Source organism: Pseudorhodobacter aquimaris, from assembly GCF_001202025.1.
In the GTDB taxonomy this organism is placed as follows: Bacteria; Pseudomonadota; Alphaproteobacteria; order Rhodobacterales; family Rhodobacteraceae; genus Pseudorhodobacter; species Pseudorhodobacter aquimaris.
Genome location: NZ_LGHS01000004.1, coordinates 41853 through 64502, shown reverse-complemented (window position 1 = coordinate 64502; position 22650 = coordinate 41853). Strand labels below are relative to the sequence as shown.

Below are 22650 nucleotides of genomic sequence, written 5' to 3'. Positions count from 1 at the left end.
GCTGACATCAGGCGAAAGGGACGCCGTGCGGTTCGTTGGCCCCACAGCCCCGGCGACATAGCGGGGCTTGCCGTCAATCGCAGTGGCGCGGTCCAACGCGCGGCGCACAATGCGTGCGCCTTCTGCGTTCAGGTCGGGCACGGCGGCTTGTAACCCGTAATCGGCCTGCGCGATGGTGGTCGCGGAAAATGTATTGGTCTCGACAATATCCGCACCGGCCATGGCGAAATCGAAATGAATTTCTTCCAGCGCTTTGGGCTGGGTCAGGATCAACAGATCGTTGTTGCCCTTTTGCGGATGGTCGGTGTGATGGCGACAAACATGCCCCGAGGCAGTGCCTGCATAATCCTCTTCGGCCAGATGCAGGGACTGGATCTGGGTTCCCATGGCGCCGTCAAGGATCATGATACGCTCGCGGGCGCTGGTCTCGAGGGCTTGGAAAACGGGTGAAAGGGCGATGTGCATGACATCGGCAAAAACATCGTCGGCGTGGTTCTGGCCTGCAACAACTATGAGATCATCGACCTTGGCGTGATGGTGCCGCCGCAAAAGATCCTGCAAACCGCGCGGGAGGAAAACGTCGATATCATCGGCCTGTCCGGCCTTATCACGCCCAGCCTTGACGAGATGGCCCATATGGCCGCCGAGATGGAGCGCGAAGGTTTTGACATACCGCTGCTGATCGGGGGGGCGACCACCTCCAAGGTGCATACGGCGGTGAAAATCGCGCCGCGCTATAGCAAAAACCAAGCCGTCTATGTGCTGGATGCCAGCCGCGCCGTCGGCGTTGTCAGCCAGCTTTTGAACCCCGAAACCAAGGCCACCTATATCGAGGGGATCCGCGAGGAATATGTCACCGTCACCGACCGCCACGAACGGGCAGAGCGCGCCAAGCTGCGCCTGCCGCTGGCAACAGCGCGGGCCAATCCGGTGCAGATCGACTGGACGGGTTATACCGTCCCCGCTCCGACATTCACCGGCCCGCAGGTGATCGACGACTGGGATCTGGCCGAGATCGTGCAATATATCGACTGGACTCCGTTCTTTCAAACATGGGAGCTGAAGGGTGTCTATCCAAAGATCCTGCAAGACGAACGCCAGGGAGAGGCGGCGCGCGCGCTCTTTGACGATGCGCAGGCGATGTTACAACAGATCGTCGATGGCAAATGGTTCGCCCCCCGCGCTGTGGTCGGTTTTTGGCCCGCCAATGCGGTTGGCGATGACATTCGCCTCTTTACCGATGAGTCGCGACAAACCCCGCTGTCGACATTCCACACCCTGCGTCAGCAACATACCAAACGCCCCGGTCGCCCGAATGTGGCCCTGGCCGATTTCATCGCCCCCGAGGGCGTGGCCGATTATATCGGCGGCTTTGTCGTGACCGCAGGCCCCGAAGAGGCCGCGATTTCCAAGCGGTTCGATAAGGCAAATGACAACTACTCGGCCATTCTGGTCAAGGCACTTGCCGACCGCATTGCCGAGGCGATGGCCGAACTGATGCACCAGCGCGTGCGCCGCGATCTGTGGCCCTATGCCGCCGATGAAACCTTCGCCCCTGATGAACTGGCCGCCGAGCCCTACCGTGGCATCCGCCCCGCCCCCGGCTATCCGGCCCAGCCCGATCATACCGAAAAGCTGACATTGTTCAGCCTGCTGGATGCGACCGCGGCAACAGGTGTGGAACTGACCGAGAGCATGGCGATGTGGCCCGGATCCTCCGTCTCGGGGATGTATATCGGCCATCCCGATGCCTATTATTTCGGTGTCGCCAAGGTAGAGCGTGATCAGGTGCAGGATTATGCAGAGCGCAAAGGCATGACCTTTGAAGAGGCCGAACGTTGGCTGGCGCCGATCCTGAATTACAGCCCCCAATCAGCCGCCTCTGTGGCCGCCGAATAAAGCGCCGAATATGAAAAAGCCCCGCCATTGCGGGGCTTTTTAAATCATCCAGATCAAAACGGTTTTTTCAACGCATCGATCAAGTCGGTCTTTTCCCAACTAAAACCACCATCCGCATCGGGTTCGCGCCCGAAATGGCCATAGGCCGCGGTACGTGCATAGATTGGCTTGTTCAGCGCCAGCTGTTCACGGATGCCGCGCGGGGTCAGATCCATCGCCGCCCAAACGGCCTTTTCCAACTCTGCATCCGGCACCGCACCCGTCCCATGCGTATCGACATAAAGCGACATCGGCTTGGCCACGCCAATCGCATATGAAAGCTGAATGGTGCAACGATCGGCCAACCCTGCCGCCACCACATTCTTTGCCAGATAGCGCGCCGCATAGGCCGCCGAACGGTCGACCTTGGTCGGGTCCTTGCCCGAGAACGCACCGCCACCATGAGGGGCCGCACCGCCATAAGTATCCACGATGATCTTGCGCCCCGTCAGACCGGCATCGCCGTCAGGCCCCCCGATGACAAAGGTGCCAGTCGGGTTCACCCACCATTCCGTTTGCGGCGTGATCCAATGTGCGGGCAGAACCTCACGGATATAGGGCTCCACAATCGCGCGGATGTCGTGGCTGGTCTGTTTTTTGTGTTCGTGCTGGGTCGACAGCACGATGGATGTCACCTCTACCGGCTTGCCATCCTCATAGCGCAGGGAAATCTGGGACTTCGCATCGGGGCGCAGCGTGGATTCCTGCCCTGATTTACGCACCTCGGCAAGACGTTTCAAAATAGCATGGCTATAGAGGATCGGCGCGGGCATAAGCGCATCCGTCTCACGACAGGCATAGCCGAACATGATGCCCTGATCGCCGGCACCATCCTTGTCCACACCCTGCGCGATATGCGCCGACTGCTCATGCAAGAGGTTCTGGATCTTTACCGTTTCCCAATGGAACTTCTTTTGCTCATAGCCGATATCGCGGATACAATCGCGCACGATGCCTTCGACATTGCCCATCATTTCCGTCAGCTTGACCGGGTCAGACAGCCCGACTTCGCCACCAACCACAACCCGTTTGGTCGTTGCAAAGGTTTCGCAAGCGACGCGGGCGTTCGGCTCTACCGCGATGAAAGCATCCAGAACGGCATCCGAGATCCGGTCGCAGACCTTATCGGGATGACCCTCTGAAACGGATTCAGAGGTGAAGATATAGTTGTTGCGTGTCATGAAAAGTGCTCCGTTAGGTGTAATCCGCCACGCCAGGAAGCCGTTGTGACGGTTGAACCTTGGCGTTATGCCCCTCCGGACCCCAAGTCAAGCCTTGCGGCGCAACCTGTGCGAAAGTAACGCCCCCACCACCGCCAATAGCAGCAATAACACGGGCCAATCGCCAAAACGCGCGTAGGGTGGTTGGCGCAACGGGGGCGGCAAGGCCGCATCGACAAAGGCACTGATCCCCAGCGGGATATGCGCCACCACCCGGCCCCGCGCATCAATCACCGCCGAAACCCCGGTATTGGCAGCGCGCAGCAAGGGCAGCCCTTGCTCGATCGCACGCAGGCGGGCTTGGGCCAAATGCTGCCACGGGCCGGTCAGCGTGCCAAACCACGCGTCATTGGTCACCTGTAAAATCCAGTCGGCACGCTGGGGGGCGGCCCGCAAATCCTGCGGGAAAACCGCTTCATAGCAAATCAATGGCACCGCATGGCCCAACCCCGCACCCAAATCCAACACCGCCGCCCCCGGCCCCGCAGAATAGCCCGCGCCCAGTTGCGAGGCAAAAGCCTGCAACCCGAACAATTGAAACGCCAGATCGCCAAAGGGGATATATTCGCCAAAGGGCACCAGATGATGTTTGTCATAGAGCCGTGCAACACGCCCGTCCGCATCGATCACAGCAATGGAATTATACCCGCGCGTGCCTTGCACCCGCTGGATGCCGACGGCAACCTGCGCGCCCTGCCCGGCACCCGCAATGGTTCGCAATAAATCCTCATTATTGTTCAACAGATAGGGCACCGAGGTTTCCGGCCATACCACCAGATCAGGGCGCCCCTGGCTGCCGCTGGCCTCGGTCAATTCCAGCAGACGTTGCAGGTGATCATAGGCACGCGAAGGATCCCATTTCAGCTGCTGATCCGCATTCGGTTGCACCAGCCGGATGATCGCCGGGTCCTCGGGGTAGGTCGGGCTGGGCAAATCATCGCCCCATGTCTGAAGCCCCACCACCAATACGGCCGAAAGCCCCAGCCAGCGCCAGCCAAAGGCGGCAGGCAAAGCGGCCAGCAAGACGGAGAACAGCGTAAGCCCGCCCGCCCCCCAGATCGCGGCGGATTGCGCGACCGGGGTATCGATCCAGACATGCCCGATCATCGCCCAGGGAAAACCCGTCAGCACATAGCCGCGCGCCAGCTCTGCCAAAGTCAGAAACACGCCGACCCCAATCACACGGGACCGCATCCCCTGCCCCAGATGATATCCACCCCATGCCGCCAAGGCCCAGAACAGACCCAAGCCAAATGGCAAAAGCACCAGAACAAAGGGGATCATCCAAGCGTAGGTTTCAGGCTCTATCAAAAAGGGTTCGATGATCCACGACAGAGAAAGCGTGAAATATCCCCCCGCCAGAAACAGCCCCAGCCAAGCCGCCCGCCCCGCAGAGCTTGCACGGGCCACCAGCAACAATGCCGCGGTGAGCGCGGAGAGCGACAAAAGCCAAAACCCCCAAGGCTCTTGCCCAGAGGCCATGACGGCCCCAAGGCCAAAGGCCAGACCAAGCCGATGCCATCCCGGCCAGCCGCCCGCAAGGCGGCGGATCATTCGGCGGCTGCTTTGATTTCTGTGGGGATTTTGCGTGGCGCGCCGGGACGCCGCACACGCAACCGCTTGATCCGGCGCGGATCGGCATCGACGACCTCGAATTCCGCCCCGCTCTCATGGGGGATAATTTCACCGCGCGCAGGAATACGGCCCAAGCGCAAGAACACCAGCCCGCCAAGAGTATCGACATCCCCATCATCATCGCCGTTGCTCAGGGTCACACCCAAGGCCTGCTCAAACTCATCCAAAGGTGCGTTGGCCTGCGCCAAGAACACCCCTTCAGGGTCTTCCTTCCACAGCGCGCCTTCTACCTCGTCATGCTCATCATCAATCTGGCCAATAACCGTTTCGATCAAATCCTCAATCGTGACAAGCCCGTCAACGCCGCCATATTCGTCAATGACCAGCGCCATATGGACCCGTTCCTTCTGCATCTTTTGCAGCAAGACACCAAGCGGCATCGAGGGTGGGGCATAAAGCATGGGACGTAACAGCTTGCGCAACGAAAAACGTCCCGAGGCGCCGGCAAACCCGTATTGCAGCGCGAGGTCCTTCAGCAACACAAGGCCAAGCGGATGGTCCAGCGTGTCCTTGTAAACTGGCATCCGACTGAATCCGTTTTCACGGAACACCTCAACCAGTTCTTCTTTTCCGATGGTTACAGGGACGGCGGTGATTTCCACCTTGGGAACCGCCACATCATCCACCCGCAGCTTGCGCAGATTTGCCATTCCAGTACCTGACGCCGGGCGTATCGGACTCTGAACAGGCTGTTCCTCCCCCTCGGGGGAGCTGTCTTGCGGGCTGAGCGCGTCAAAAATGCGCCCGAAAAAACCGCGTTGCGGAGGTTCGTCTTCTTCTTGGTCTGCCCCGCTCTGGCTCTCTGCCAAAGTGACCGACCCGTTATTCGTACTACCCATCTGTCCTTTTCCGACCAAGACCCCAACAATACAGGGGCTAAATAACATATGGGTCCGACAGACCCAGTTTTTCAAGTATGCGCGCTTCTGTTGTTTCCATCAATATGGCATCTGTATCGTCAATATGGTCATAGCCCAGAAGATGTAACAATCCGTGAACCACCAAATGGGTCACATGATCGGCCATCGGCTTTGCCGCGGCATCGGCCTCGGCCAAGCAGGTGTCCCATGAGATCGCAATGTCGCCAAGGTGTTCTGGGTCGTCCGCGGGGCCCGCTTCGGGCAAATCCGGCACTTCGCCCGCATATTCGGCGGCCCGTTCCTCGGATGGCCAAGACAGCACATTGGTTGGTGTGGGTTTGCCACGAAAATCCGCGTTGAGCGTCGCAATATGCGCATCGTCACACCCCATCAGACACAGGGTAAACCCTTGAACAGGCAAGCCAAGCGCCTTTAATGCGGCATCACAGGCACGGGTTGCCACACCGGCAAGCCCGAAGGCTTCCCAGCGCGGGTCTTCGATCACGATGTCAACCAGCGGATCCATCATCCGCCTCATATGCTTCGATTATGCGCGCAACAAGCGGGTGGCGCACAACATCCTTGGAGGTGAAATAATTAAAGCTGACGCCCCGCACCCCGTTCAGGATACGTTCGGCATCAGACAGGCCGCTGGCCGTGCCGCGCGGCAGGTCGACCTGCGTGCGGTCACCGGTAATAACCATGCGCGAACCTTCGCCCAAACGGGTCAGGAACATCTTCATCTGCATTGTTGTGGCGTTTTGCGCCTCATCCAGCACCACAAAAGCATTCGCCAAGGTGCGGCCCCGCATGAAGGCCAGTGGCGCGATCTCGATCCGCTTGTCCTCCATCAACTTGGCAAGCTGTTTTTGCGGCAGGAAATCATTCAGCGCATCGTAGAGCGGCTGCATATAGGGGTCGATTTTTTCCTTCATGTCACCGGGCAAAAAGCCAAGGCGTTCACCAGCCTCAACGGCAGGACGTGACAGGATGATCTTGTCAACGGCCCCCGCCAGAAACATGGTTACGCCAACGGCCACAGCCAGATAGGTCTTGCCCGTTCCCGCAGGCCCGATCCCAAAGCCGAGATCATTGTCAAACAGGTTGGCAACATAGGCCTTTTGGGCCTCGGTCCGCGGCTCAACCGGTTTCTTACGGGTGCGAAGTGCATAGCGATCCGTGCCGACCATCTCCATCTGCTCGGGCGGGCTAAGCGCGCGATCCGGCATCTTGCGGCCCAAACGAATGGCCCCGTCAATATCGCCAGCTTCAATCCCGCGCCCCGCCTCCAGCCGGGCATAGAGCGATTGCAGCACAGCCGTTGCATATTCACGCGCATCCGCCGCGCCAATCACCGCCAGAAGATTGCCACGGTGCAGAATATTTACACCGGTTTGCTGCTCAACTTGCGCCAGATTTCGATCAAACTCACCGCAAAGCTCAATCAACAACCGATTATCGGGAAACTCCAGCAGGGTTTCTACAGTCTCTTGCGGGGTGATCATCGTGCCTGTTCCCAAGGAATTCTCCTTCTAGCTTGGGGCCTGCATAAACTGTGGGGTCATTTCGGGCCAAAGCAAGGGGCTATCTGTGCCAAACCTGCAAAAAGCGCGGAATTTCTCCACGATCCCGATCCAAAATAAAGGGCCGCAGCTTGCGCTACGGCCCGGTAAACCCGTTTGGCCATCGTTTAGCGACGGACAACCACAGTCTTGCGGCCATGTCCCGAAACGCTGTCTTTGATGCCTTCGGTTGTCGATTGATATTCACGGATCACCGTCCCGGGCGGGTAACGCCCATCACAGATAGGCAGGCCCGATACCGGGTCAAAGCGTGGCGTGGCATAACCTTCCAGCCCGTCATCGATGATCCAGTTCTGGCAACCATCCGGATCATAGGCAATAGCGGCACGGCCATTGGCCAATACGCCCTCGTCATGGCCCTGATCCTTCCCCGTGGCGATGATCGAGGATGCACCGCGGTACCCTTCGGTCCCTTCAAAGTTTTCACAGCCCATCAGTGCCAAGGCAGCAATCAGACCTGCGCTCAATTTCATTGCATTGATCATATCTGTTACCACCTGTAGCAAACGATTTCGACCCGACGGTTCTTCTGCATACCTTTGGCAGAAGAGTTGGGCGCAACGGGGCGTGTTTCCCCGTATCCCATCTGACGCTCTACCGCCGCCCCGACCGAGCGGGCAACAGTGCCAACAGAGGCGGCGCGCCGCTCTGACAGGCTTTGGTTATAGGCATGCGAGGCGCGGCTGTCGGTATGGCCATAGATGCCGTAGCCGAACGCATCCGTGCGTTGAAAGAATTCTTGCAAGCGGGCGCGCCCCTTGGCAGTCAACCGCGCGCTGTCGGTGTGGAACAGCGTGTCGCTGTTTTCCACCAGACAGGTGTTCTTCTTGAGGCAAACCGGCTTACCCGTTTTCGGGTCCCGCCGCGGCACCATATAGCCTTCCAGGCCACCATCCGCCCACCAGTGCATACAACCGTCGTCGTCGACCCAAAGGCCCCATTCGATCTGCCCGGTCACTTGCGGCTTTGCCAGAACCGCAGACGGACCAGAAAGACCGAGCGCAAGCGCAGCCGCACCGATCATGACCTTCATCGTATTGGTAATCTGTTTTCTCACAGTGGTAACCCCCCCGGGTTCACGCATACTTGATATCTATTCAAGACCTGCAATTCCACGCCATAATTGTAAAGCAAAAACTAGACCCTAGCACCATATTGCCGCAGCGATTGTTGCGCTGGGGGCGTTTTTCTGGGGTTTTTTGCCCCCTTTTTACAGGAAACCCGCGCTAATCGTTAAGGCAGTCGTACCGCGGCAAGCGAATTGGTTTTTGACTCCGTCACCCGCACGCGCACCAATTCCCCGGGTTTTCCGGCCGGATCGGTGACGTGAACCGCGTGAAGATGATCCGATTTTCCCACCATCTGCCCCTCTTGACGGCCCTGCTTTTCATAAAGCACGTGCACGTCACGCCCTACCATCGCATCCTGTGCCGCACGCTGTTGCGATGTCAGCAGGGCCTGCAATTCTTGCAGACGGGCATCGGCTACGGCGGTTTCCACCTCGGGCTTTTCAGCCGCCGGGGTGCCGGGACGGGCAGAATATTTGAACGAATAGGCCATCCCGTAACCGACCTCGCGCACCAGCGCCAAAGTCTCTTGGAAATCGGCATCTGTTTCGCCCGGAAAGCCGACGATGAAATCAGAGGTCAGCAAAATATCGGGCCGTGCCGCACGAATACGGTCCAGCACGCGCAGGTAATCGGCCGCCGTATGCTTGCGGTTCATCGCCTTAAGGATGCGATCCGACCCCGATTGCACCGGCAAATGCAGATAGGGCATCAGTTGCGGGCAATCGCCATGGGCCGCGATCAGGTCATCCTCCATATCATTGGGATGGCTGGTCATATAGCGCAGACGGTCGATCCCCTCGACCGCCGCCAGTTCGCGGATCAACCGCGCCAGGCCGTAACCATTGGCATTATAGGCATTCACATTCTGGCCCAGCAAGGTCAGTTCCCGCACCCCGCGCGAGGCCAGATTGCGGGCCTCGGCCAACAGACGCTCAGGGGGGCGGCTGACCTCGGCACCGCGGGTATAGGGCACCACACAAAAGGCGCAGAACTTGTCACAGCCTTCCTGCACCGTCAAAAAGGCCGCTGGGCCACGCATGGCCTTGCGTTCGGGCAAATGGTCAAACTTGTCCTCGGGCGGGAATTCGGTATCGATCGCGCGCTCGCCCTTTTGCACCTTGGCTTCCATCTGGGGCAAACGGTGATAGCTTTGCGGGCCGACGACCAGATCCACCAGCGGCATGCGGCGCAAGATCTCGGCCCCCTCGGCCTGTGCCACACAACCCGCGACCGCGATTTTCAAGTTCGGGTTTGCCTCTTTGGCGGGGCGCAAACGGCCCAGATCGGAAAACAGTTTCTCGGATGCCTTTTCGCGGATGTGGCAGGTGTTGATCATCACCATATCCGCGCCCTCGGCCGTGTCGGTCTGCACATAGCCCGAGGCACCAAGGCTTTCGGCCATGCGCTCACTGTCATAGACGTTCATCTGACAGCCATAGGTTTTGATAAACAGCTTTTTCGGCTCGGTCATTTTTTCGGCTCGGTCATGGGGGGGTACCTTTTGCAAACGCGCCCTTTTACACCGCACAGGCTCCAGCCGCAACGCTATGTGCACAGGGCTTGCCTTTACAGGGCGCTAGCCCGTACCTTCACGCAAAAGCAGCTGCTTTTACCAGCCGGACACCGGGGACAATATGCGACACGAAAATCTGGCATCCTATATTGAAAAGAACCAACAAGCCCTTGCCAAGGGGCCAACTGCCGTCATCCTTGCCGAAGACCCACAAGAACTGGAAAGCACGCTGCGTCACCTGTTGAAAATCAGGTTTCACAACATCGTGTTGCTTGCCGACCCCCAGATCGAGACTCCCCCCGCACTACAGGATGATATTCAGCGCGTTGATTACAACAGCTATCAGCCCCAAGCGTTACAGAGCGCCGTAAACCAGCTCATGGAACCCGCATCCGGCGCCTGGCTGTATTACGGCTATAACGCGGAATATCTATTCTATCCGTTTTGCGAAACACGGAACATCCATGACCTTCTCGCCTTTCACACGCAAGAACGGCGCGATGCCTTCTTAACCTATGTGATTGATTTATATGCAAGGGACCTGAACCTCGACGCCAATGCAGTTTCATTAAAAGACGCTATGCTGGACAAATCCGGCTATTATGCCTTGGCACGGCCCGATCCCGACAATCACAACTATCCGCGCGAACGGCAGCTGGATTTCTTTGGTGGTCTACGCTGGCGGTTTGAGGAACATATCCCCGTGCAGCGCCGCAAGATCGACCGCATCGCCCTGTTTCGTGCCAAATCCGGACTGCACCTGCGCGAGAACTACACCCTCTCGGACGAGGAATATAACACCTACGCCTGCCCGTGGCACAATAACATCACCACAGCAATGGCGTCATTCCGAACGGCAAAGGCCCTGAAATCCAATCCGGGATCACGCTATGATATTCATGATTTCACATGGCATAATTCCACAAAATTCGAATGGCACAGCCAACAACTCATGGATCTGGGCTTAATGGAACCGGGGCAGTGGTTCTGAGGTTTGCGGGTTCATATTGCTATTTGCAGGCAAACTTAGCGTAATTGACAGGTTTCTATCCGCAATTGCCATAGAAATCGTCAGCAATCGCGCTTTTGCCGCAAATATCGACATGTGGGATACGCAAAGCCCAGCCGCCTCGCTGCTGCTGAAGATAAAGTTGAAAAATTGTCGCAAGCGCAGATCAAGTAGCATTCATTATATCGCTTTTTGGTCAAGCGTGTGATGTCCCTCGAACCATATTTCGGTTCTAAGCTGGGTTGAGTTATCGGGTCGGATGGCTGTTTTGGTCTAAAGTTTTCAATTAAAGGACGGTTTCGAGATGAAGCCTATGCCTTTAGATTGATCAGAAATCTCAAGTGCTGGATGAGCTTTCGGTTGCCAGACCCTTCCAAATTCAATCGCACACAAAACCGGAACGGCCGGAAAAATAGACAATCTTACGCCCATTCCATGCGCATTTTTGATTTCATCTAGGGTGGATCGAACGATGGCTCTGTAGCGGCTGAGGTCATCATTATGCCTAAAAATGCCGTGCTTTTGCGGTTTACTGGATATTTCCCAAATAGACACGTCATTCCCAACAGCATCCACAACACGGTCGTCCGCTATTGCTGATGTCACCGAATTCTTCCGGACGACATGCTTTGGGCCTGCTCACGAATTTTCTGTGTGATCCGTCTCGCAAGACTTGCGGCTGGACTTACCAGTAGGTTTGGTCACTATCCTGAAAGTGCATTCCCTTGCTGGAACTTCTGGACATGGTCGGCATGGCTGCAAACCGGGATCAGCATCTCTCGCGCCTGTCATGTGACCAGCAATAGCGCGTAGCGATTGCCCGCGCGATTGCCATGCGCCCCAAGGTCATGTTGTATGCTGAGGTGACATCGGCGCTTGATCCTGAATTGGTCAGCAAAGTGACCGGCTCGATCCGCAACCTGGTCGACCAGCACAATCTTACCATGCTGATGGTGACCCATCAGCATGGGCTTCGCCAGAGACACCCCGGTCCGCGTCTGCATCTTTGATGGCAGCATCAAAGAGTAGGGTACTCGGGCTAAAATATTCGCCCCCCCCCAAGCAATAGCGCACTCAGCAGTTCCTGAGCGCCGTCCTAAAAGCCAACTGATCGCGATTCGCATCTGACGGGGCAGATGGAACCCGACTCTATTTCCCCGGCACCCAGGGCAAAATGCGGGCTGCGAATGAACAGGATCATTGCGCTGAATAGGAAGCAGGGTTCGGTCATTAAGCAAATATTCCGGTGGCGTTATTGCAGCGACCAACCGTGAGAATACCGCTGATAAATCTCGGCGGCATCGGTACTTCTGCGCGCAGCTGTGCGGGGTGTAGAAGGTGCAAATGACCAGCGGATGGCGCAATATCTCGCTCGGGGTCGCCTGCCACATCTCCTTGGCCAGCATTCTGCGACAGGATGTTTGACAGAAACGACACACCGCCCCATGTATAGTCACAGCATAGGAAAAAGGGGGGCCAAGCTTGACCTATGATCTGACCGTAAATGGTACGGCGCATAGCGTTGATATGCCCGGCGATACGCCGCTTTTATGGGTGCTGCGCGATGGGCTGCATCTGACGGGCACAAAATACGGCTGCGGGATTGCGGCCTGCGGGGCTTGTACGGTGCATCTGGACGGGGAGGCGGTGCGTTCTTGCCAGATATGGCTGGAGGATGCGGTGGGCCGCCCGATCACCACCATCGAAGGGCTGGGAACCCCCGACACGCCGCACGCGGTTCAGGCCGCGTGGGTGCAGCATCAGGTGGCGCAATGCGGCTATTGCCAGTCGGGACAGATCATGCAGGCGGCGGCTTTGCTGGCCGAAACCCCCTCGCCGGATGATGCTACGATTGAAGCGGCCATGGCGGGGAACCTCTGCCGTTGCGGGACATATCCGCGTATTCGCGCCGCCATAAAGACCGCCGCCGAAACGCTAAAGGGATAGGCAATGAACACCGCGAAAACCCTCGCACGACGCACGTTTATGATCGGATCCGTTGCTGTGGCGGGGGGCGTGGCATTCGGGGTTTGGGCCTATAAGCGGCCAGCCCCGAACCCGCTAACAGGCAAGGGCCACGCCCTTACGCCCTATGTGGTGATTGACGCCAATGGCATCACATTGATCGCGCCACGGGCCGAGATGGGGCAAGGGGTGCAGACCACGCTGGCCGCCTTGCTGGCCGAGGAGATGGACCTCGCATGGGAACAGGTGCGGGTGATGCACGGCCCCGCCTCGCACGCCTATTTCAACGCAGCCATACTGGAAGAGGGCGTACCCTTTGCCCCCACCGATGAAGGTTGGCTGGCCGAGACCGCGCGCGGGGCCATGCATGTTCCAGCCAAGTTTCTGGGGATGCAGATCACCGGCGGGTCATCCTCTACCCCCGATGCCTTTGACAAAATGCGCGCGGCGGGGGCCGTGGCGCGGGTGGCCCTGATTGCCGCCGCCGCCCGGCAAACCGGTCTGGCCGAGGGCGATTTGACAACCGCAGAGGGGGCCGTGATCTTGCCCGACGGTCGTCGTCTTGCATACACTGATCTGGCACAGGACGCCGCCGCAAGCGATCTGCCTGATGTGCCCCCCTTGAAACCCCGGTCTGAATGGAAGCTGTTGGGCCGTGCCCTGCCCCGCACCGATATGTTGGAAAAAGTCACTGGAACGGCGAAATTCACCGCAGATTTCCGCCATCCCGGTATGGTTTTTGCAACTGCGCGCAGCAATCCGGGGCTTGGCGCGGGCGTGAAAACCTATGACGCCACCAAGGCCCTGGCGATGCCGGGGGTCGTGGATGTTGTCCCCGTACCCGATGGGGTGGCCGTGGTCGCCAATTCCACTTGGGCCGCCTTCAAGGCGATGGATGCGGTCACGATTGAATGGGAACCCGCCCCCTATGCCGCCACAGATGCCGATATGCGGGCCGAGGTCGCGGCCTCTTTTACCCCCGACCACCAAGACAGCCGCAAGCGCGATGAGGGTGATGTCGACGCCGCCTTGGGCGCGGATGCCTGGGCGGCGGAATATACCGTCCCCTATCTCGCCCATGCCACGATGGAGCCGATGACAGCGGGCGCCTGGCTGACAAACGGCCGCTTGCGGGTTTGGGCGGGGAACCAACTGCCAACCCAAGTGCTGAAAGAAGCCGCCAAGGTCACCGGGCTGGACGTATCCGCGATTGAGGTGGAAACCCCCGTCATGGGCGGTGGTTTCGGCCGCCGTGCCGAGATGGATTTCATCAAGCAGGCGATCACGGTTGCCAAGGCGCTGGAGGGCCGCCCTGTCCTGCTGACATGGACCCGCGAAGAGGATATGACCCATGACGCCTACCGCCCGATGGCAACGGCGCGGGTGCGGGGCGCGGTCAAGGGTGGCAAGGTCGCGGGCTTTGATCTGCGGCTTGCGGCACCGGCGGTCATGGCCTCGCAGGCCGGACGCTTGGGGATATCATTGCCCGGACCGGATGCCTCTATTGTGCAGGGTGCATGGGAACAGCCCTACGGGTTTGAACACTACCGCGTGACCGGATACCGCGTGCCTGCGGGGGTGCCGGTGGGGTCATGGCGGTCGGTTGGCGCCTCGCAAAACGCCTTCTTTCATGACACCGCGGTGGATGAGCTGGCGCATCTGGCAGGCGTCGACCCGCTAAACTTCCGGCTGTCACAGATCGATCACGCCCCATCGCGCAAAGTGCTGGAAGCGGTGGCAGAGGCCTGTGACTGGGGGGCGGTTCCTGCGGGCCATGCGCGGGGCGTGGCCTTTTGCCTGTCCTTTGGCGTGCCAACCGCACAGGTAATCGAGGTCACGCAAACTGCGCAAGGCGTGGTGATGACCGGCGCTTGGGCGGCGGTGGATGTGGGCATCGCCCTTGACCCCTCGATCATCGAGGCACAGGTCCAGGGAGGCATGATCTTTGGCCTGTCCGCCGCAATCAGGGGGGAAATCACCTTTAAAGGCGGCCACGCCCAGCAGCGCAATTTCCCCGATTATGACGCGCTGCGCATGCCCGAATGCCCGCCGATCACTGTGCGCATCCTGGAAAACGGCACAAAAATCCGCGGGATCGGAGAGCCGGGAACACCCCCCGCCGCCCCCGCGCTTGGCAATGCAATCTTTGCGCTCACGGGGCAACGTATCCGCAGCCTGCCGCTGAACAAAACAATCAATTTCGCGTAAAGCCCCTTTGGTTTCACGTCCCCCCCTTCCCCCCGCCGCAATTTCGGGTAGGGTCTGCGCATGCTGCGTATAAATGATGATATCACCCTTGCGGATTGGGAACTGTCTGAAAGTTTCTCACGCGCCTCCGGGCCGGGGGGGCAGAATGTGAACAAGGTCGAAACCGCGGTCGAGCTGCGGTTCGAGGCAGAGCGATCCCCCAACCTGCCCGCCCCCGTCAAGGCGCGGCTGAAACGGCTGGCGGGTCGGCGCTGGACCAATGAGGGGGCCATCGTGATCCGCGCCGAGGAAACCCGCAGCCAGATCCGCAACCGCGAAATCGCGCGCGAGCGGCTGGTTGAAATGATCCGCGCCGCCCTTCATGCCCCCAAGCGGCGCATCCCGACAAAACCCACACTTGGCAGCCAACGCCGCCGTCTTGTTGCAAAATCTGTCCGTGGCACGGTCAAATCCCTGCGCGGCAAAGTGGAGCCTGACGAATGACCGAGACCCTGACCGACCGCCGCGCCCGCCTGATGGGGCCGAATGTCCCGACCTTTTACCGCACCCCCGTGCATATCGGGCGGGGCGAGGGGGTCTGGCTTTGGGACAAGGACGGCAAGCGTTATCTTGATTGCTATAACAACGTGCCGCATGTGGGCCATTGTCACCCTGCGGTGGTCAAGGCAATCGCCGATCAGGCCGCAATTTTGAATACGCACACCCGCTATCACCACGATCTTGTGCTGGATTACATCGAGGCGCTGACGGCACGGCTGGGCCATGATATTTCGCAATGTATCATGACCTGCACCGGCTCCGAGGCCAATGACATTGCCCTGCGGATGGCGCAGGCCGTGACCGGCAAGATCGGGGTGATCGCGACCGATAACACCTATCATGGCAACACAACCGCCACATCCGCGCTGTCGTCGCGTCGCCCGCCCATCGGGGGCTATCCCGCCCATGTCCGGCTGGTGCCCGCCCCTGACAGCCTGCGTAATCCCGACCCTGATGGCAGCATCTTTGCCGGTCATATCAAAGCCGCGATTGAGGATCTGAATGCCGCTGGCATCGGGTTTTCCGGCATGATGCTGTGCCCCGCCTTTGCCAATGAGGGCATCCCCACCGTTGCCCCCGGTTTTTTCACCAAGGCCGAGGCGGTGATCCGTGAGGCAGGCGGTTTGATCCTTTGTGATGAGGTGCAGCCCGGTTTTGGCCGGATGGGCAGCCATTTCTGGGGGCATGAGTGGCTTGGCCTTACCCCTGACGTAGTAACCTGCGGCAAGCCGATGGCCAACGGGCATCCGGCGGCGGCAGTGCTGGCGCGCCCCGATGTGATGGCGGCCTTTCGCAATGCCTTTGGCTATTTCAACACTTTTGGCGGCAATCCGGTATCGGCGGCGGCCTGTCTGGCCACGTTGAAGGTGATCGATGACGAGGGCTTGCAGGAAAACGCCGCGAAAACATCGGCCTATGTGATGGAACGCCTGCGCGCATTGCGCCACCCGCTTTTGGCCGAGGTGCGCGGTGTCGGGCTGTTCTTTGGCGCGGAATTTGTGCTGGATGAAAACCACACCCCCGCCACCGATTTTGTCGAGGATCTGGTCGAGGTGATGGTCGCCAAGGGCTTCATCCTCAACCGGATCGGCCGCGCGGGAAATACCCTGAAGATCCGCCCGCCCCTGCCCTTCGGGCGTGAGCATGCCGACCTGCTGATTGATGCGCTGACGGATGCGCTGGCCACCACAAAGGTGCCCGCATGACCATTGAAACCCTGGCCGCCGAGGCCGCCGCCCATTGGCAAGGCACCCCGCAAACCCTGATCCGCGACCGTGAAAACGCGGTGTTCCGCATGGCCTTGCCGGATGGCCATTTTGCCGCCCTGCGCCTGCACCGGATGGGATATCAGACCGCCGCCGCGATCCGGTCGGAGCTGTGGTTTTGCGGGGCGCTGGCCGATAAAGGCCTGCCGGTGCCGCGTGTTTTGGGCGCGAAAGACGGCGCGCAGCTGGTGGAGCTTTCGAACGGGCGGATGGCCTCGGCGGTGGAATGGGTGGCGGGATCGCCGCTGGGATATGCGAGCGTGCCACTGGCCGGAAGCCAAGATGATCAGGCCAAGCAGCACTACGGCCTTGGCCGATTGCTGGCCCAAATCCATGACGTGACCGAAACCCTTATCTTGCCCGCAGACTTTGCCCGGCCTGCGTGGGATCTGGACGGTTTGACCGGCGAGGCGCCCTTTTGGGGCCGTTTCTGGGAACATCCCGCCCTGACTGATTTGGAACGCGGCGAAATGCGCAAGGCCCGCGATTTCCTGCGCACCGCCCTGCAAAAGCATGCCGCCAATACCGCCTTGATGCCGATTCATGCCGATGTCTTGCGCGAAAATATTCTGGTGGATGGTGCGGCCCTGTCGATCATCGATTTTGACGACAGCGGCCTTGGCTTTCCGCTTTATGACCTTGGCACAGTCATGTCACAAAACCTCTATGAGCCTGCTGTGCAAGCCCTGCGCGCGGCGCTGATAGAGGGCTATCAGACCCTGCGACCGGCAGATCCCCGGATCGTGGATCTTTTCACACTGGCGCGCACGCTGGCCTCGGTGGGCTGGACAATGCCCCGCCTAGAGGCGAATGATCCGGTCATGCGCAGCCATATCGAACGCGCCTTGATGTACGCCCGACAGATGATCCGATGAACCCGTTTTTACGCCTGACAGCCAGCCTGTTTTACCGCCCGCCGATTCTCCAGATGGCGGCGCTCTGCCTGCGCGGAACGGGGGAAGGTGCCGAAGTGTTGCTTATTCGCAGCCTTGACAGCAAACGCTGGATCTTGCCCAAAGGCTGGCCCATGCGCGGCAAAACCCTGGCCGAGGCCGCCGAGATAGAAGCCTGGGAAGAAGCCGGCGTGACCGGCGAGATCGAACCCGATTCCATCGGCAATTTCGCCAGTTTCAAGCGCCGTGCCAACGGGTTGCGCCAACGCAGCACCATTGAGGTCTTTGCCTTGCATGTGGCCGATGTCGCCAAGGATTTCCCCGAGGCCGACATGCGCGAATCCCGCTGGTTCCCGGTAAGGGAGGCCATGGAAAAGCTCAAAGAGCCGGAGTTGAGCGAACTGATCGCGGACTACCTTTCATTGCCACAATGAACCTCGTTGTTATCAGCACAAAAAACCGATAGCAGGCGCGTCAGTAATCATTCCAAATGACAGGCAGCCAGAATGTCCGACCGCCCGGTGAACCAGTGGAAAACGCTCGACAAGGACCTTAACCGGATTTCGCATCTGGAACGGGCAAACCAATATGTCGCCCGCCCGCTTGTGGCACCGGGGATCGCGCTGGCCTTTATCGTGCTGGTTGCTGTGATCGCGGCGGTGCTGACGGGGGAATCCTCGGACCGGCTGATTGTCATCGTGGCGGCGGTATTCGGGGCCTATATGGCGCTCAATATCGGGGCCAATGATGTCGCCAATAATATGGGGCCGGCCGTGGGTGCGAATGCGCTTACGATGGGCGGTGCCATTATCATCGCCGCGATTTTTGAAACCGCAGGCGCGTTGCTGGCGGGCGGGGATGTTGTTTCCACCATCTCGGGCGGGATCGTCGCCCCCGAGAGCCTTGCCGACCGCGCGACCTTTATCTGGGCGATGATGGCAGCACTGTTTTCGGCCGCGCTCTGGATCAACCTTGCGACCTGGCTGGGGGCGCCGGTATCGACCACACATTCGGTGGTGGGCGGTGTCATGGGCGCAGGGATTGCCGCGGCAGGTCTGGCAGCCGTCAACTGGATCATGATGGCGCAGATCGCGGCAAGCTGGGTGATTTCCCCCGTGCTTGGCGGCGCGGTTGCCGCGATGTTTCTGGCATTCATCAAGGCCCGGCTGGAAGATGCCGAAGACAAGATCACCGCCGCCCGTTTCTGGGTCCCGATCCTGATTGCCATCATGGCGGGTGCTTTTGCCGCCTATCTGTCGATCAAGGGTCTTAAAAAGATCATGTCGATCAACCTGCCGGTCGCCTTGCTGATCGGGCTTGGCGTGGCGGTTTTGACACAGGTCATCACCAAGCCAATTATCCACCGCCAGTCCGAAGGAATGGAAAACCGCAAGAAATCGCTGAAAAAGCTGTTCGGTTTTCCGCTGGTCGTATCAGCCGCCCTTCTGTCCTTTGCCCATGGTGCTAATGATGTGGCCAATGCGGTTGGCCCTTTGGCCGCGATCGTTCATGCGGTGCAGGATTTTGACGCCGCCAACAAGGTCGAGATCCCGCTGTGGGTCATGATCGTGGGGGCGGCGGGGCTTTCCTTCGGGCTGATGCTCTTTGGTCCCAAACTGATCCGGATGGTGGGAAGCCAGATCACCAAACTCAATCCGATGCGGGCCTATTGCGTGGCCCTTTCGGCCGCGATTACCGTGATTGTCGCCTCTGGTCTGGGTTTGCCGGTCAGCTCTACCCATATTGCCGTTGGTGCGATTTTTGGCGTCGGCTTTTACCGCGAGTGGCACGCCGAAAACCGCGCGCGCCGCCTTGGCATCCTCAAGGGCAAACCCGTCGCCCCCGAGGAACGCAGCCGCCGCAAGCTGGTACGTCGGTCACATTTTCTGACCATCATCGCCGCTTGGGTGATAACGGTGCCCGCCACGGCGATACTTTCAGCCATTGTGTTCATCTGCCTGTCATTTCTGGCGCTTTAGACGATCACATCCATTTTGGTTTGTTCACCCACGCCGAACACCCGCTTATAGCGCGCGATTTCATCGGCCGGGCCCATTGCCTTGTTCGGGTTGTCCGACAGCTTGACTGTCGGGTGGCCATTGGCCGAAACCGCCTTGCACACAAGGCTGAACGGCGCCAGCGCATCTTCGGCCACCAAGCCGCGGAAATCATTGGTCAGCATCGTGCCCCAGCCGAATGACACCTTGACCCGACCTAGGAACTGCCGGTGCAGGGACTCGATCACATCCACATCCAGCCCGTCGGAAAAGATCACCAGTTTTTCACGCGGGTCCTCGCCCTGCGATTCCCACCATTTGATCGCATTTTCCGCACCCGTGGCCGGATCGCCGCTGTCGATCCTAATCCCCGTCCATGTTGCCAGCCAGTCCGGCGCATGGGTCAAAAAGCCCTCGGTCCCGTAGGTATCGGGCAGCATGATGCGCAGATTGCCGTCATGCTCCTCATGCCAATCGGCAAGTACCTGATAGGGGGCCTGGGCAAGCTCTTCATCCGTTTCCGCCAGGGCGCTATAGATCATCGGCAATTCATGGGCATTGGTCCCGATCGCCTCCACCTCACGGCGCATCGCGATCAGACAGTTGGAGGTGCCGGTAAACGCATCGCCCAAACCCTCTTGCATCGCCTGCACACAGCGGTCCTGCCACAAAAAGGAATGGCGGCGGCGGGTGCCGAAATCCGCGACCTTCAGCCCGTCAATGGCGCGCAGCCTCTCGACCTTTTCCCATAGCTTGGTCATGGCGCGGGCATAAAGCACCTGCAACTCGAACCGCCCCATATCGTTCAAAACAGCACGCCCGCGCAGCTCCATGATCACGGCCAGCGCAGGGATCTCCCACATCATCACCTCGGGCCATTTGCCCTCGAACGTCAGCTCATACTGGCCATCGCGTTTTTCCAGATTGTAGGGCGGCAATTGCAGCCCCTCGAACCATTCCATGAAATCGGGGCGAAACATCTGGCGCTTGCCGTAAAATGTGTTGCCGCGCAGCCATGTGCTCTCACCGCGAGACAGGCGCAGGGTGCGGATATAATCCAGTTGGGCGCGCAGCTCTCCCTCGTCGACGATATCGGCAAGACGGATGGATTTGGTACGGTTGATCAGGCTGAAGGTGACATTCGTATCGGGTTTGTTGCGAAACACAGACTGACACATCAACAATTTATAGAAATCCGTGTCGATCAGTGACCGGACAATCGGGTCAATCTTCCATCTGTGATCATAGACCCGTGCCGCAATATCCGCCATCATCCACCCCCCGTTTACATTAGATGACGTTAAATCAAGCCATTGCACGCTTGTCCAGCTTGGCGAACCGCACGCCAGGGTGTAATAGGGGTATTCACTGACAAAGGGAGCGGGCAATGACTGCGAAAGTCTTTATCGACGGCGAGGTTGGAACCACCGGGTTGCAGATCCGCGAACGCCTTTTGGGGCGCGAAGATATCACCCTGATTTCGCTGGCCGAGGACCGGCGCAAGGATGCGGGCGCGCGCGCCGAAGCCTTTGCGCAGGCTGATCTGGCGATCCTTTGTCTGCCCGATGATGCCGCGATTGAGGCGGCGGCGATCTGTGCCGACCTCCCCACCCGCGTGATTGATGCCAGCACCGCGCACCGCGTGAACCCCGATTGGGTGTTCGGCTTTGCCGAGATGGCTGCGGGCCAGCGTGATGCCATTGCCAAGGCCAAGCGGGTGTCCAACCCCGGATGCTATTCCACCTGTGCCATCGCGCTTTTGCGGCCCTTGGTGGATGCGGGGCTTGTGCCCGCTGCGGCGGATCTGTCGATCTTTGGCATTTCGGGCTATTCGGGTGGCGGCAAGGCGATGATCGCCGAGTTTGAAAAAGGCGAGGCCAGCGGCGCATTTATCTATGCCACCGGCCAGAAACACAAACATATGCCCGAGGTAATGGCCTACGGCAAACTGTCCCGTGCGCCGGTCTTTGTGCCTGCGGTGGGGCAATATGCCCAAGGGATGCTCGTGCAAATCCCGCTGTTTGATGTCGATGCGGGTGCCGTTCACGCGGCCCTGACGGCCCATTACGCAGGCAGCCAGTTTATCTCGGTCCGGCCCTTGGATCAGGTACAGCCCCGCGAAAACCCCCAAGCGCTGAACAACACCAACAAGCTGGAGCTGTCGGTGCTGGGCGATAAGGGTCATGTCGTGGTGTCTGCGATACTGGACAACCTTGGCAAAGGGGCCTCGGGGGCAGCGGTGCAAAACCTCAACATCATGCTGGGGCTGGATGAGGGCGCGGGGCTTTAGGCCCAGTTACGCCAGCACCACCCCCGCCGCGCGCATTTTCTCTACCATCACCGCCAGCGATCCCTCCAGATCAATGGCGCGGCACAGATCCATCCGCACGCTCACACCAAAGCCCAGTCTGGCCGCATCCAGCGCCGAGAACGCCACGCAAAAATCAGTGGCCAGCCCCGCCAGCACCAGATCCGTCACCCCACGGCTGCGCAGATACCCCTCCAGCCCCGTGGGGGTTTTCTGGTCATTCTCAAAAAACGCACTGTAACTGTCGATCCCGGCGCGAAACCCTTTGCGGATCACCATATCGGCACGGTCGCTGTTCAGATCCGCATGAAAAGCTGCCCCTTGCGTCCCCTGCACACAATGGCGCGGCCAGAGAACCTGCGCGCCGTAAGGCATTTCCACGACGCTGAACGGCACAGCCCCATGGTGATTATCGGCAAAAGAGGAATGATCCGCCGGGTGCCAATCCTGCGTCAGGACCACCGCCCCGAAATCCGCCATCGCCGCATTGATCCCGGCCACAATCGCATCGCCCCCCGTCACCGCCAAGGCACCATCGGGGCAAAAGTCGTTTTGTACATCGATCACGATCAGCGCGTTTGTCATGGTAATCCCTTCCCTGCGTCATCTGGCACCTTGCCTTTTTACCCGTCACACGGCAAGACAT

The 22650-nt window shown here is 59.4% G+C and carries 22 protein-coding genes, 1 pseudogene and 1 riboswitch; of the genes and pseudogenes, 11 read left to right on the top strand and 12 right to left on the bottom strand.

Features of this window, described 5'->3' with window-relative positions; genetic code table 11:
• On the bottom strand, nt 1–465 hold a 465-nt coding region (locus AKU94_RS00395; protein WP_198144788.1), incomplete at its 3' end, for a homocysteine S-methyltransferase family protein.
• On the opposite strand from AKU94_RS00395, the pseudogene AKU94_RS00390 reads away from it, so the two are divergent.
• Nucleotides 451–1899: pseudogene (locus AKU94_RS00390) on the top strand (vitamin B12 dependent-methionine synthase activation domain-containing protein); the annotation flags it as partial. The gene AKU94_RS00395 and the pseudogene AKU94_RS00390 sit on opposite strands and share 15 nt — an antisense overlap.
• Before the next feature lie 53 nt (nt 1900–1952).
• On the opposite strand, the gene metK reads toward AKU94_RS00390, so the two are convergent.
• From metK to miaB, 8 genes are all read right to left on the bottom strand, one after another.
• Nucleotides 1953–3119 carry a methionine adenosyltransferase gene (metK, locus tag AKU94_RS00385; RefSeq protein ID WP_050525390.1) on the bottom strand — a complete coding sequence of 389 codons (1167 nt, stop codon included), beginning with the start codon at nt 3117–3119 and terminating at the stop codon, nt 1953–1955.
• Between the two features lie 6 nt (nt 3120–3125).
• A riboswitch (SAM-SAH riboswitch) is annotated at nt 3126–3174 on the bottom strand.
• Nucleotides 3175–3206: 32 nt separating this feature from the next.
• A complete protein-coding gene (gene lnt / locus AKU94_RS00380) occupies nt 3207–4712 on the bottom strand; it encodes an apolipoprotein N-acyltransferase (protein ID WP_050525389.1) in 1506 nt (501 codons plus the stop codon).
• Nucleotides 4709–5632 (bottom strand): hemolysin family protein, encoded by a 924-nt coding sequence (locus tag AKU94_RS00375; protein WP_050525388.1) that lies wholly within the window; start codon nt 5630–5632, stop codon nt 4709–4711. Before AKU94_RS00375 ends, lnt begins: the two co-directional genes overlap by 4 nt.
• 37 nt (nt 5633–5669) lie before the next feature.
• The gene (gene ybeY, locus AKU94_RS00370) at nt 5670–6179 is read right to left on the bottom strand and encodes an rRNA maturation RNase YbeY (RefSeq protein ID WP_050525398.1); all 510 of its coding nucleotides are present in this window, start codon (nt 6177–6179) and stop codon (nt 5670–5672) included.
• A complete protein-coding gene (locus AKU94_RS00365; RefSeq protein WP_050525387.1) occupies nt 6163–7158 on the bottom strand; it encodes a PhoH family protein in 996 nt (331 codons plus the stop codon). Before AKU94_RS00365 ends, ybeY begins: the two co-directional genes overlap by 17 nt.
• Nucleotides 7159–7343: 185 nt before the next feature.
• The gene (locus AKU94_RS00360; RefSeq protein ID WP_157056336.1) at nt 7344–7709 is read right to left on the bottom strand and encodes a hypothetical protein; all 366 of its coding nucleotides are present in this window, start codon (nt 7707–7709) and stop codon (nt 7344–7346) included.
• Nucleotides 7710–7726: 17 nt separating this feature from the next.
• Nucleotides 7727–8293 (bottom strand): OmpA family protein, encoded by a 567-nt coding sequence (locus tag AKU94_RS00355; protein WP_232295629.1) that lies wholly within the window; start codon nt 8291–8293, stop codon nt 7727–7729.
• 176 nt (nt 8294–8469) lie between these two features.
• Complete coding sequence (miaB, locus tag AKU94_RS00350; protein WP_050525385.1) at nt 8470–9777, bottom strand: tRNA (N6-isopentenyl adenosine(37)-C2)-methylthiotransferase MiaB; 1308 nt, start codon at nt 9775–9777, stop codon at nt 8470–8472.
• Nucleotides 9778–9940: 163 nt separating this feature from the next.
• On the opposite strand from miaB, the gene AKU94_RS00345 reads away from it, so the two are divergent.
• The gene (locus tag AKU94_RS00345; protein ID WP_050525384.1) at nt 9941–10810 is read left to right on the top strand and encodes a DNA replication complex GINS family protein; all 870 of its coding nucleotides are present in this window, start codon (nt 9941–9943) and stop codon (nt 10808–10810) included.
• A 300-nt stretch (nt 10811–11110) separates the two neighbouring features.
• Here the strand turns inward: AKU94_RS00345 and AKU94_RS19440 are convergent, their stop codons facing one another.
• On the bottom strand, nt 11111–11434 hold the full coding sequence (locus AKU94_RS19440; protein ID WP_157056335.1) for an SAVED domain-containing protein: 324 nt from the start codon (nt 11432–11434) through the stop codon (nt 11111–11113).
• Between the two features lie 242 nt (nt 11435–11676).
• Here AKU94_RS19440 and AKU94_RS20090 point away from each other — a divergent pair, with 242 nt between their 5' ends.
• The 8 genes from AKU94_RS20090 (at nt 11677) to AKU94_RS00305 (ending at nt 19678) form a co-directional block, all read left to right on the top strand.
• A complete protein-coding gene (locus AKU94_RS20090) occupies nt 11677–11838 on the top strand; it encodes a hypothetical protein (RefSeq protein WP_232295628.1) in 162 nt (53 codons plus the stop codon).
• 472 nt (nt 11839–12310) lie between these two features.
• Nucleotides 12311–12775: a (2Fe-2S)-binding protein gene (locus AKU94_RS00335; protein ID WP_050525382.1), complete on the top strand. Its 465-nt coding sequence runs from the start codon at nt 12311–12313 to the stop codon at nt 12773–12775.
• A 3-nt stretch (nt 12776–12778) separates the two neighbouring features.
• Nucleotides 12779–15001: a xanthine dehydrogenase family protein molybdopterin-binding subunit gene (locus AKU94_RS00330; protein WP_050525381.1), complete on the top strand. Its 2223-nt coding sequence runs from the start codon at nt 12779–12781 to the stop codon at nt 14999–15001.
• A 60-nt stretch (nt 15002–15061) separates the two neighbouring features.
• Nucleotides 15062–15484, top strand: coding sequence for an alternative ribosome rescue aminoacyl-tRNA hydrolase ArfB (arfB, locus tag AKU94_RS00325; protein WP_050525380.1), 423 nt, complete (start codon nt 15062–15064; stop codon nt 15482–15484).
• Nucleotides 15481–16746 carry an aspartate aminotransferase family protein gene (locus AKU94_RS00320; RefSeq protein ID WP_050525379.1) on the top strand — a complete coding sequence of 422 codons (1266 nt, stop codon included), beginning with the start codon at nt 15481–15483 and terminating at the stop codon, nt 16744–16746. Before arfB ends, AKU94_RS00320 begins: the two co-directional genes overlap by 4 nt.
• Nucleotides 16743–17681, top strand: coding sequence for a phosphotransferase enzyme family protein (locus AKU94_RS00315; protein WP_050525378.1), 939 nt, complete (start codon nt 16743–16745; stop codon nt 17679–17681). Before AKU94_RS00320 ends, AKU94_RS00315 begins: the two co-directional genes overlap by 4 nt.
• The gene (locus AKU94_RS00310; RefSeq protein ID WP_050525377.1) at nt 17678–18133 is read left to right on the top strand and encodes an NUDIX hydrolase; all 456 of its coding nucleotides are present in this window, start codon (nt 17678–17680) and stop codon (nt 18131–18133) included. The genes AKU94_RS00315 and AKU94_RS00310 overlap by 4 nt, the downstream gene beginning before the upstream one ends.
• 72 nt (nt 18134–18205) lie before the next feature.
• Nucleotides 18206–19678 carry an inorganic phosphate transporter gene (locus AKU94_RS00305; protein ID WP_050525376.1) on the top strand — a complete coding sequence of 491 codons (1473 nt, stop codon included), beginning with the start codon at nt 18206–18208 and terminating at the stop codon, nt 19676–19678.
• Here the strand turns inward: AKU94_RS00305 and pncB are convergent.
• A complete protein-coding gene (gene pncB, locus AKU94_RS00300; RefSeq protein WP_050525396.1) occupies nt 19675–20967 on the bottom strand; it encodes a nicotinate phosphoribosyltransferase in 1293 nt (430 codons plus the stop codon). The genes AKU94_RS00305 and pncB overlap by 4 nt on opposite strands.
• Nucleotides 20968–21083: 116 nt before the next feature.
• Here pncB and argC point away from each other — a divergent pair, with 116 nt between their 5' ends.
• Nucleotides 21084–21986, top strand: a complete 903-nt coding sequence (gene argC, locus AKU94_RS00295; RefSeq protein WP_050525375.1) for an N-acetyl-gamma-glutamyl-phosphate reductase — start codon at nt 21084–21086, stop codon at nt 21984–21986.
• 6 nt (nt 21987–21992) lie between these two features.
• On the opposite strand, the gene pncA is transcribed toward argC, so the two are convergent.
• The gene (pncA, locus tag AKU94_RS00290) at nt 21993–22589 is read right to left on the bottom strand and encodes a bifunctional nicotinamidase/pyrazinamidase (RefSeq protein ID WP_050525374.1); all 597 of its coding nucleotides are present in this window, start codon (nt 22587–22589) and stop codon (nt 21993–21995) included.
• Nucleotides 22590–22650 lie beyond the last annotated feature (61 nt).

What these genes read in the sequence shown, in the direction of transcription:
- AKU94_RS00360 (WP_157056336.1), bottom strand. Translation starts at nt 7,709, where the DNA reads ATGAAATTGAGCGCAGGTCTGATTGCTGCCTTGGCACTGATGGGCTGT.
- miaB (WP_050525385.1), bottom strand. Translation starts at nt 9,777, where the DNA reads ATGACCGAGCCGAAAAAGCTGTTTATCAAAACCTATGGCTGTCAGATG.
- pncA (WP_050525374.1), bottom strand. Translation starts at nt 22,589, where the DNA reads ATGACAAACGCGCTGATCGTGATCGATGTACAAAACGACTTTTGCCCC.
- metK (WP_050525390.1), bottom strand. Translation starts at nt 3,119, where the DNA reads ATGACACGCAACAACTATATCTTCACCTCTGAATCCGTTTCAGAGGGT.
- AKU94_RS00345 (WP_050525384.1), top strand. Translation starts at nt 9,941, where the DNA reads ATGCGACACGAAAATCTGGCATCCTATATTGAAAAGAACCAACAAGCC.
- ybeY (WP_050525398.1), bottom strand. Translation starts at nt 6,179, where the DNA reads ATGGATCCGCTGGTTGACATCGTGATCGAAGACCCGCGCTGGGAAGCC.
- AKU94_RS00305 (WP_050525376.1), top strand. Translation starts at nt 18,206, where the DNA reads ATGTCCGACCGCCCGGTGAACCAGTGGAAAACGCTCGACAAGGACCTT.
- pncB (WP_050525396.1), bottom strand. Translation starts at nt 20,967, where the DNA reads ATGGCGGATATTGCGGCACGGGTCTATGATCACAGATGGAAGATTGAC.
- AKU94_RS00365 (WP_050525387.1), bottom strand. Translation starts at nt 7,158, where the DNA reads ATGATCACCCCGCAAGAGACTGTAGAAACCCTGCTGGAGTTTCCCGAT.
- arfB (WP_050525380.1), top strand. Translation starts at nt 15,062, where the DNA reads ATGCTGCGTATAAATGATGATATCACCCTTGCGGATTGGGAACTGTCT.
- AKU94_RS20090 (WP_232295628.1), top strand. Translation starts at nt 11,677, where the DNA reads ATGTTGTATGCTGAGGTGACATCGGCGCTTGATCCTGAATTGGTCAGC.
- AKU94_RS00375 (WP_050525388.1), bottom strand. Translation starts at nt 5,632, where the DNA reads ATGGGTAGTACGAATAACGGGTCGGTCACTTTGGCAGAGAGCCAGAGC.
- AKU94_RS00310 (WP_050525377.1), top strand. Translation starts at nt 17,678, where the DNA reads ATGAACCCGTTTTTACGCCTGACAGCCAGCCTGTTTTACCGCCCGCCG.
- AKU94_RS00315 (WP_050525378.1), top strand. Translation starts at nt 16,743, where the DNA reads ATGACCATTGAAACCCTGGCCGCCGAGGCCGCCGCCCATTGGCAAGGC.
- AKU94_RS00330 (WP_050525381.1), top strand. Translation starts at nt 12,779, where the DNA reads ATGAACACCGCGAAAACCCTCGCACGACGCACGTTTATGATCGGATCC.
- AKU94_RS00320 (WP_050525379.1), top strand. Translation starts at nt 15,481, where the DNA reads ATGACCGAGACCCTGACCGACCGCCGCGCCCGCCTGATGGGGCCGAAT.
- lnt (WP_050525389.1), bottom strand. Translation starts at nt 4,712, where the DNA reads ATGATCCGCCGCCTTGCGGGCGGCTGGCCGGGATGGCATCGGCTTGGT.
- argC (WP_050525375.1), top strand. Translation starts at nt 21,084, where the DNA reads ATGACTGCGAAAGTCTTTATCGACGGCGAGGTTGGAACCACCGGGTTG.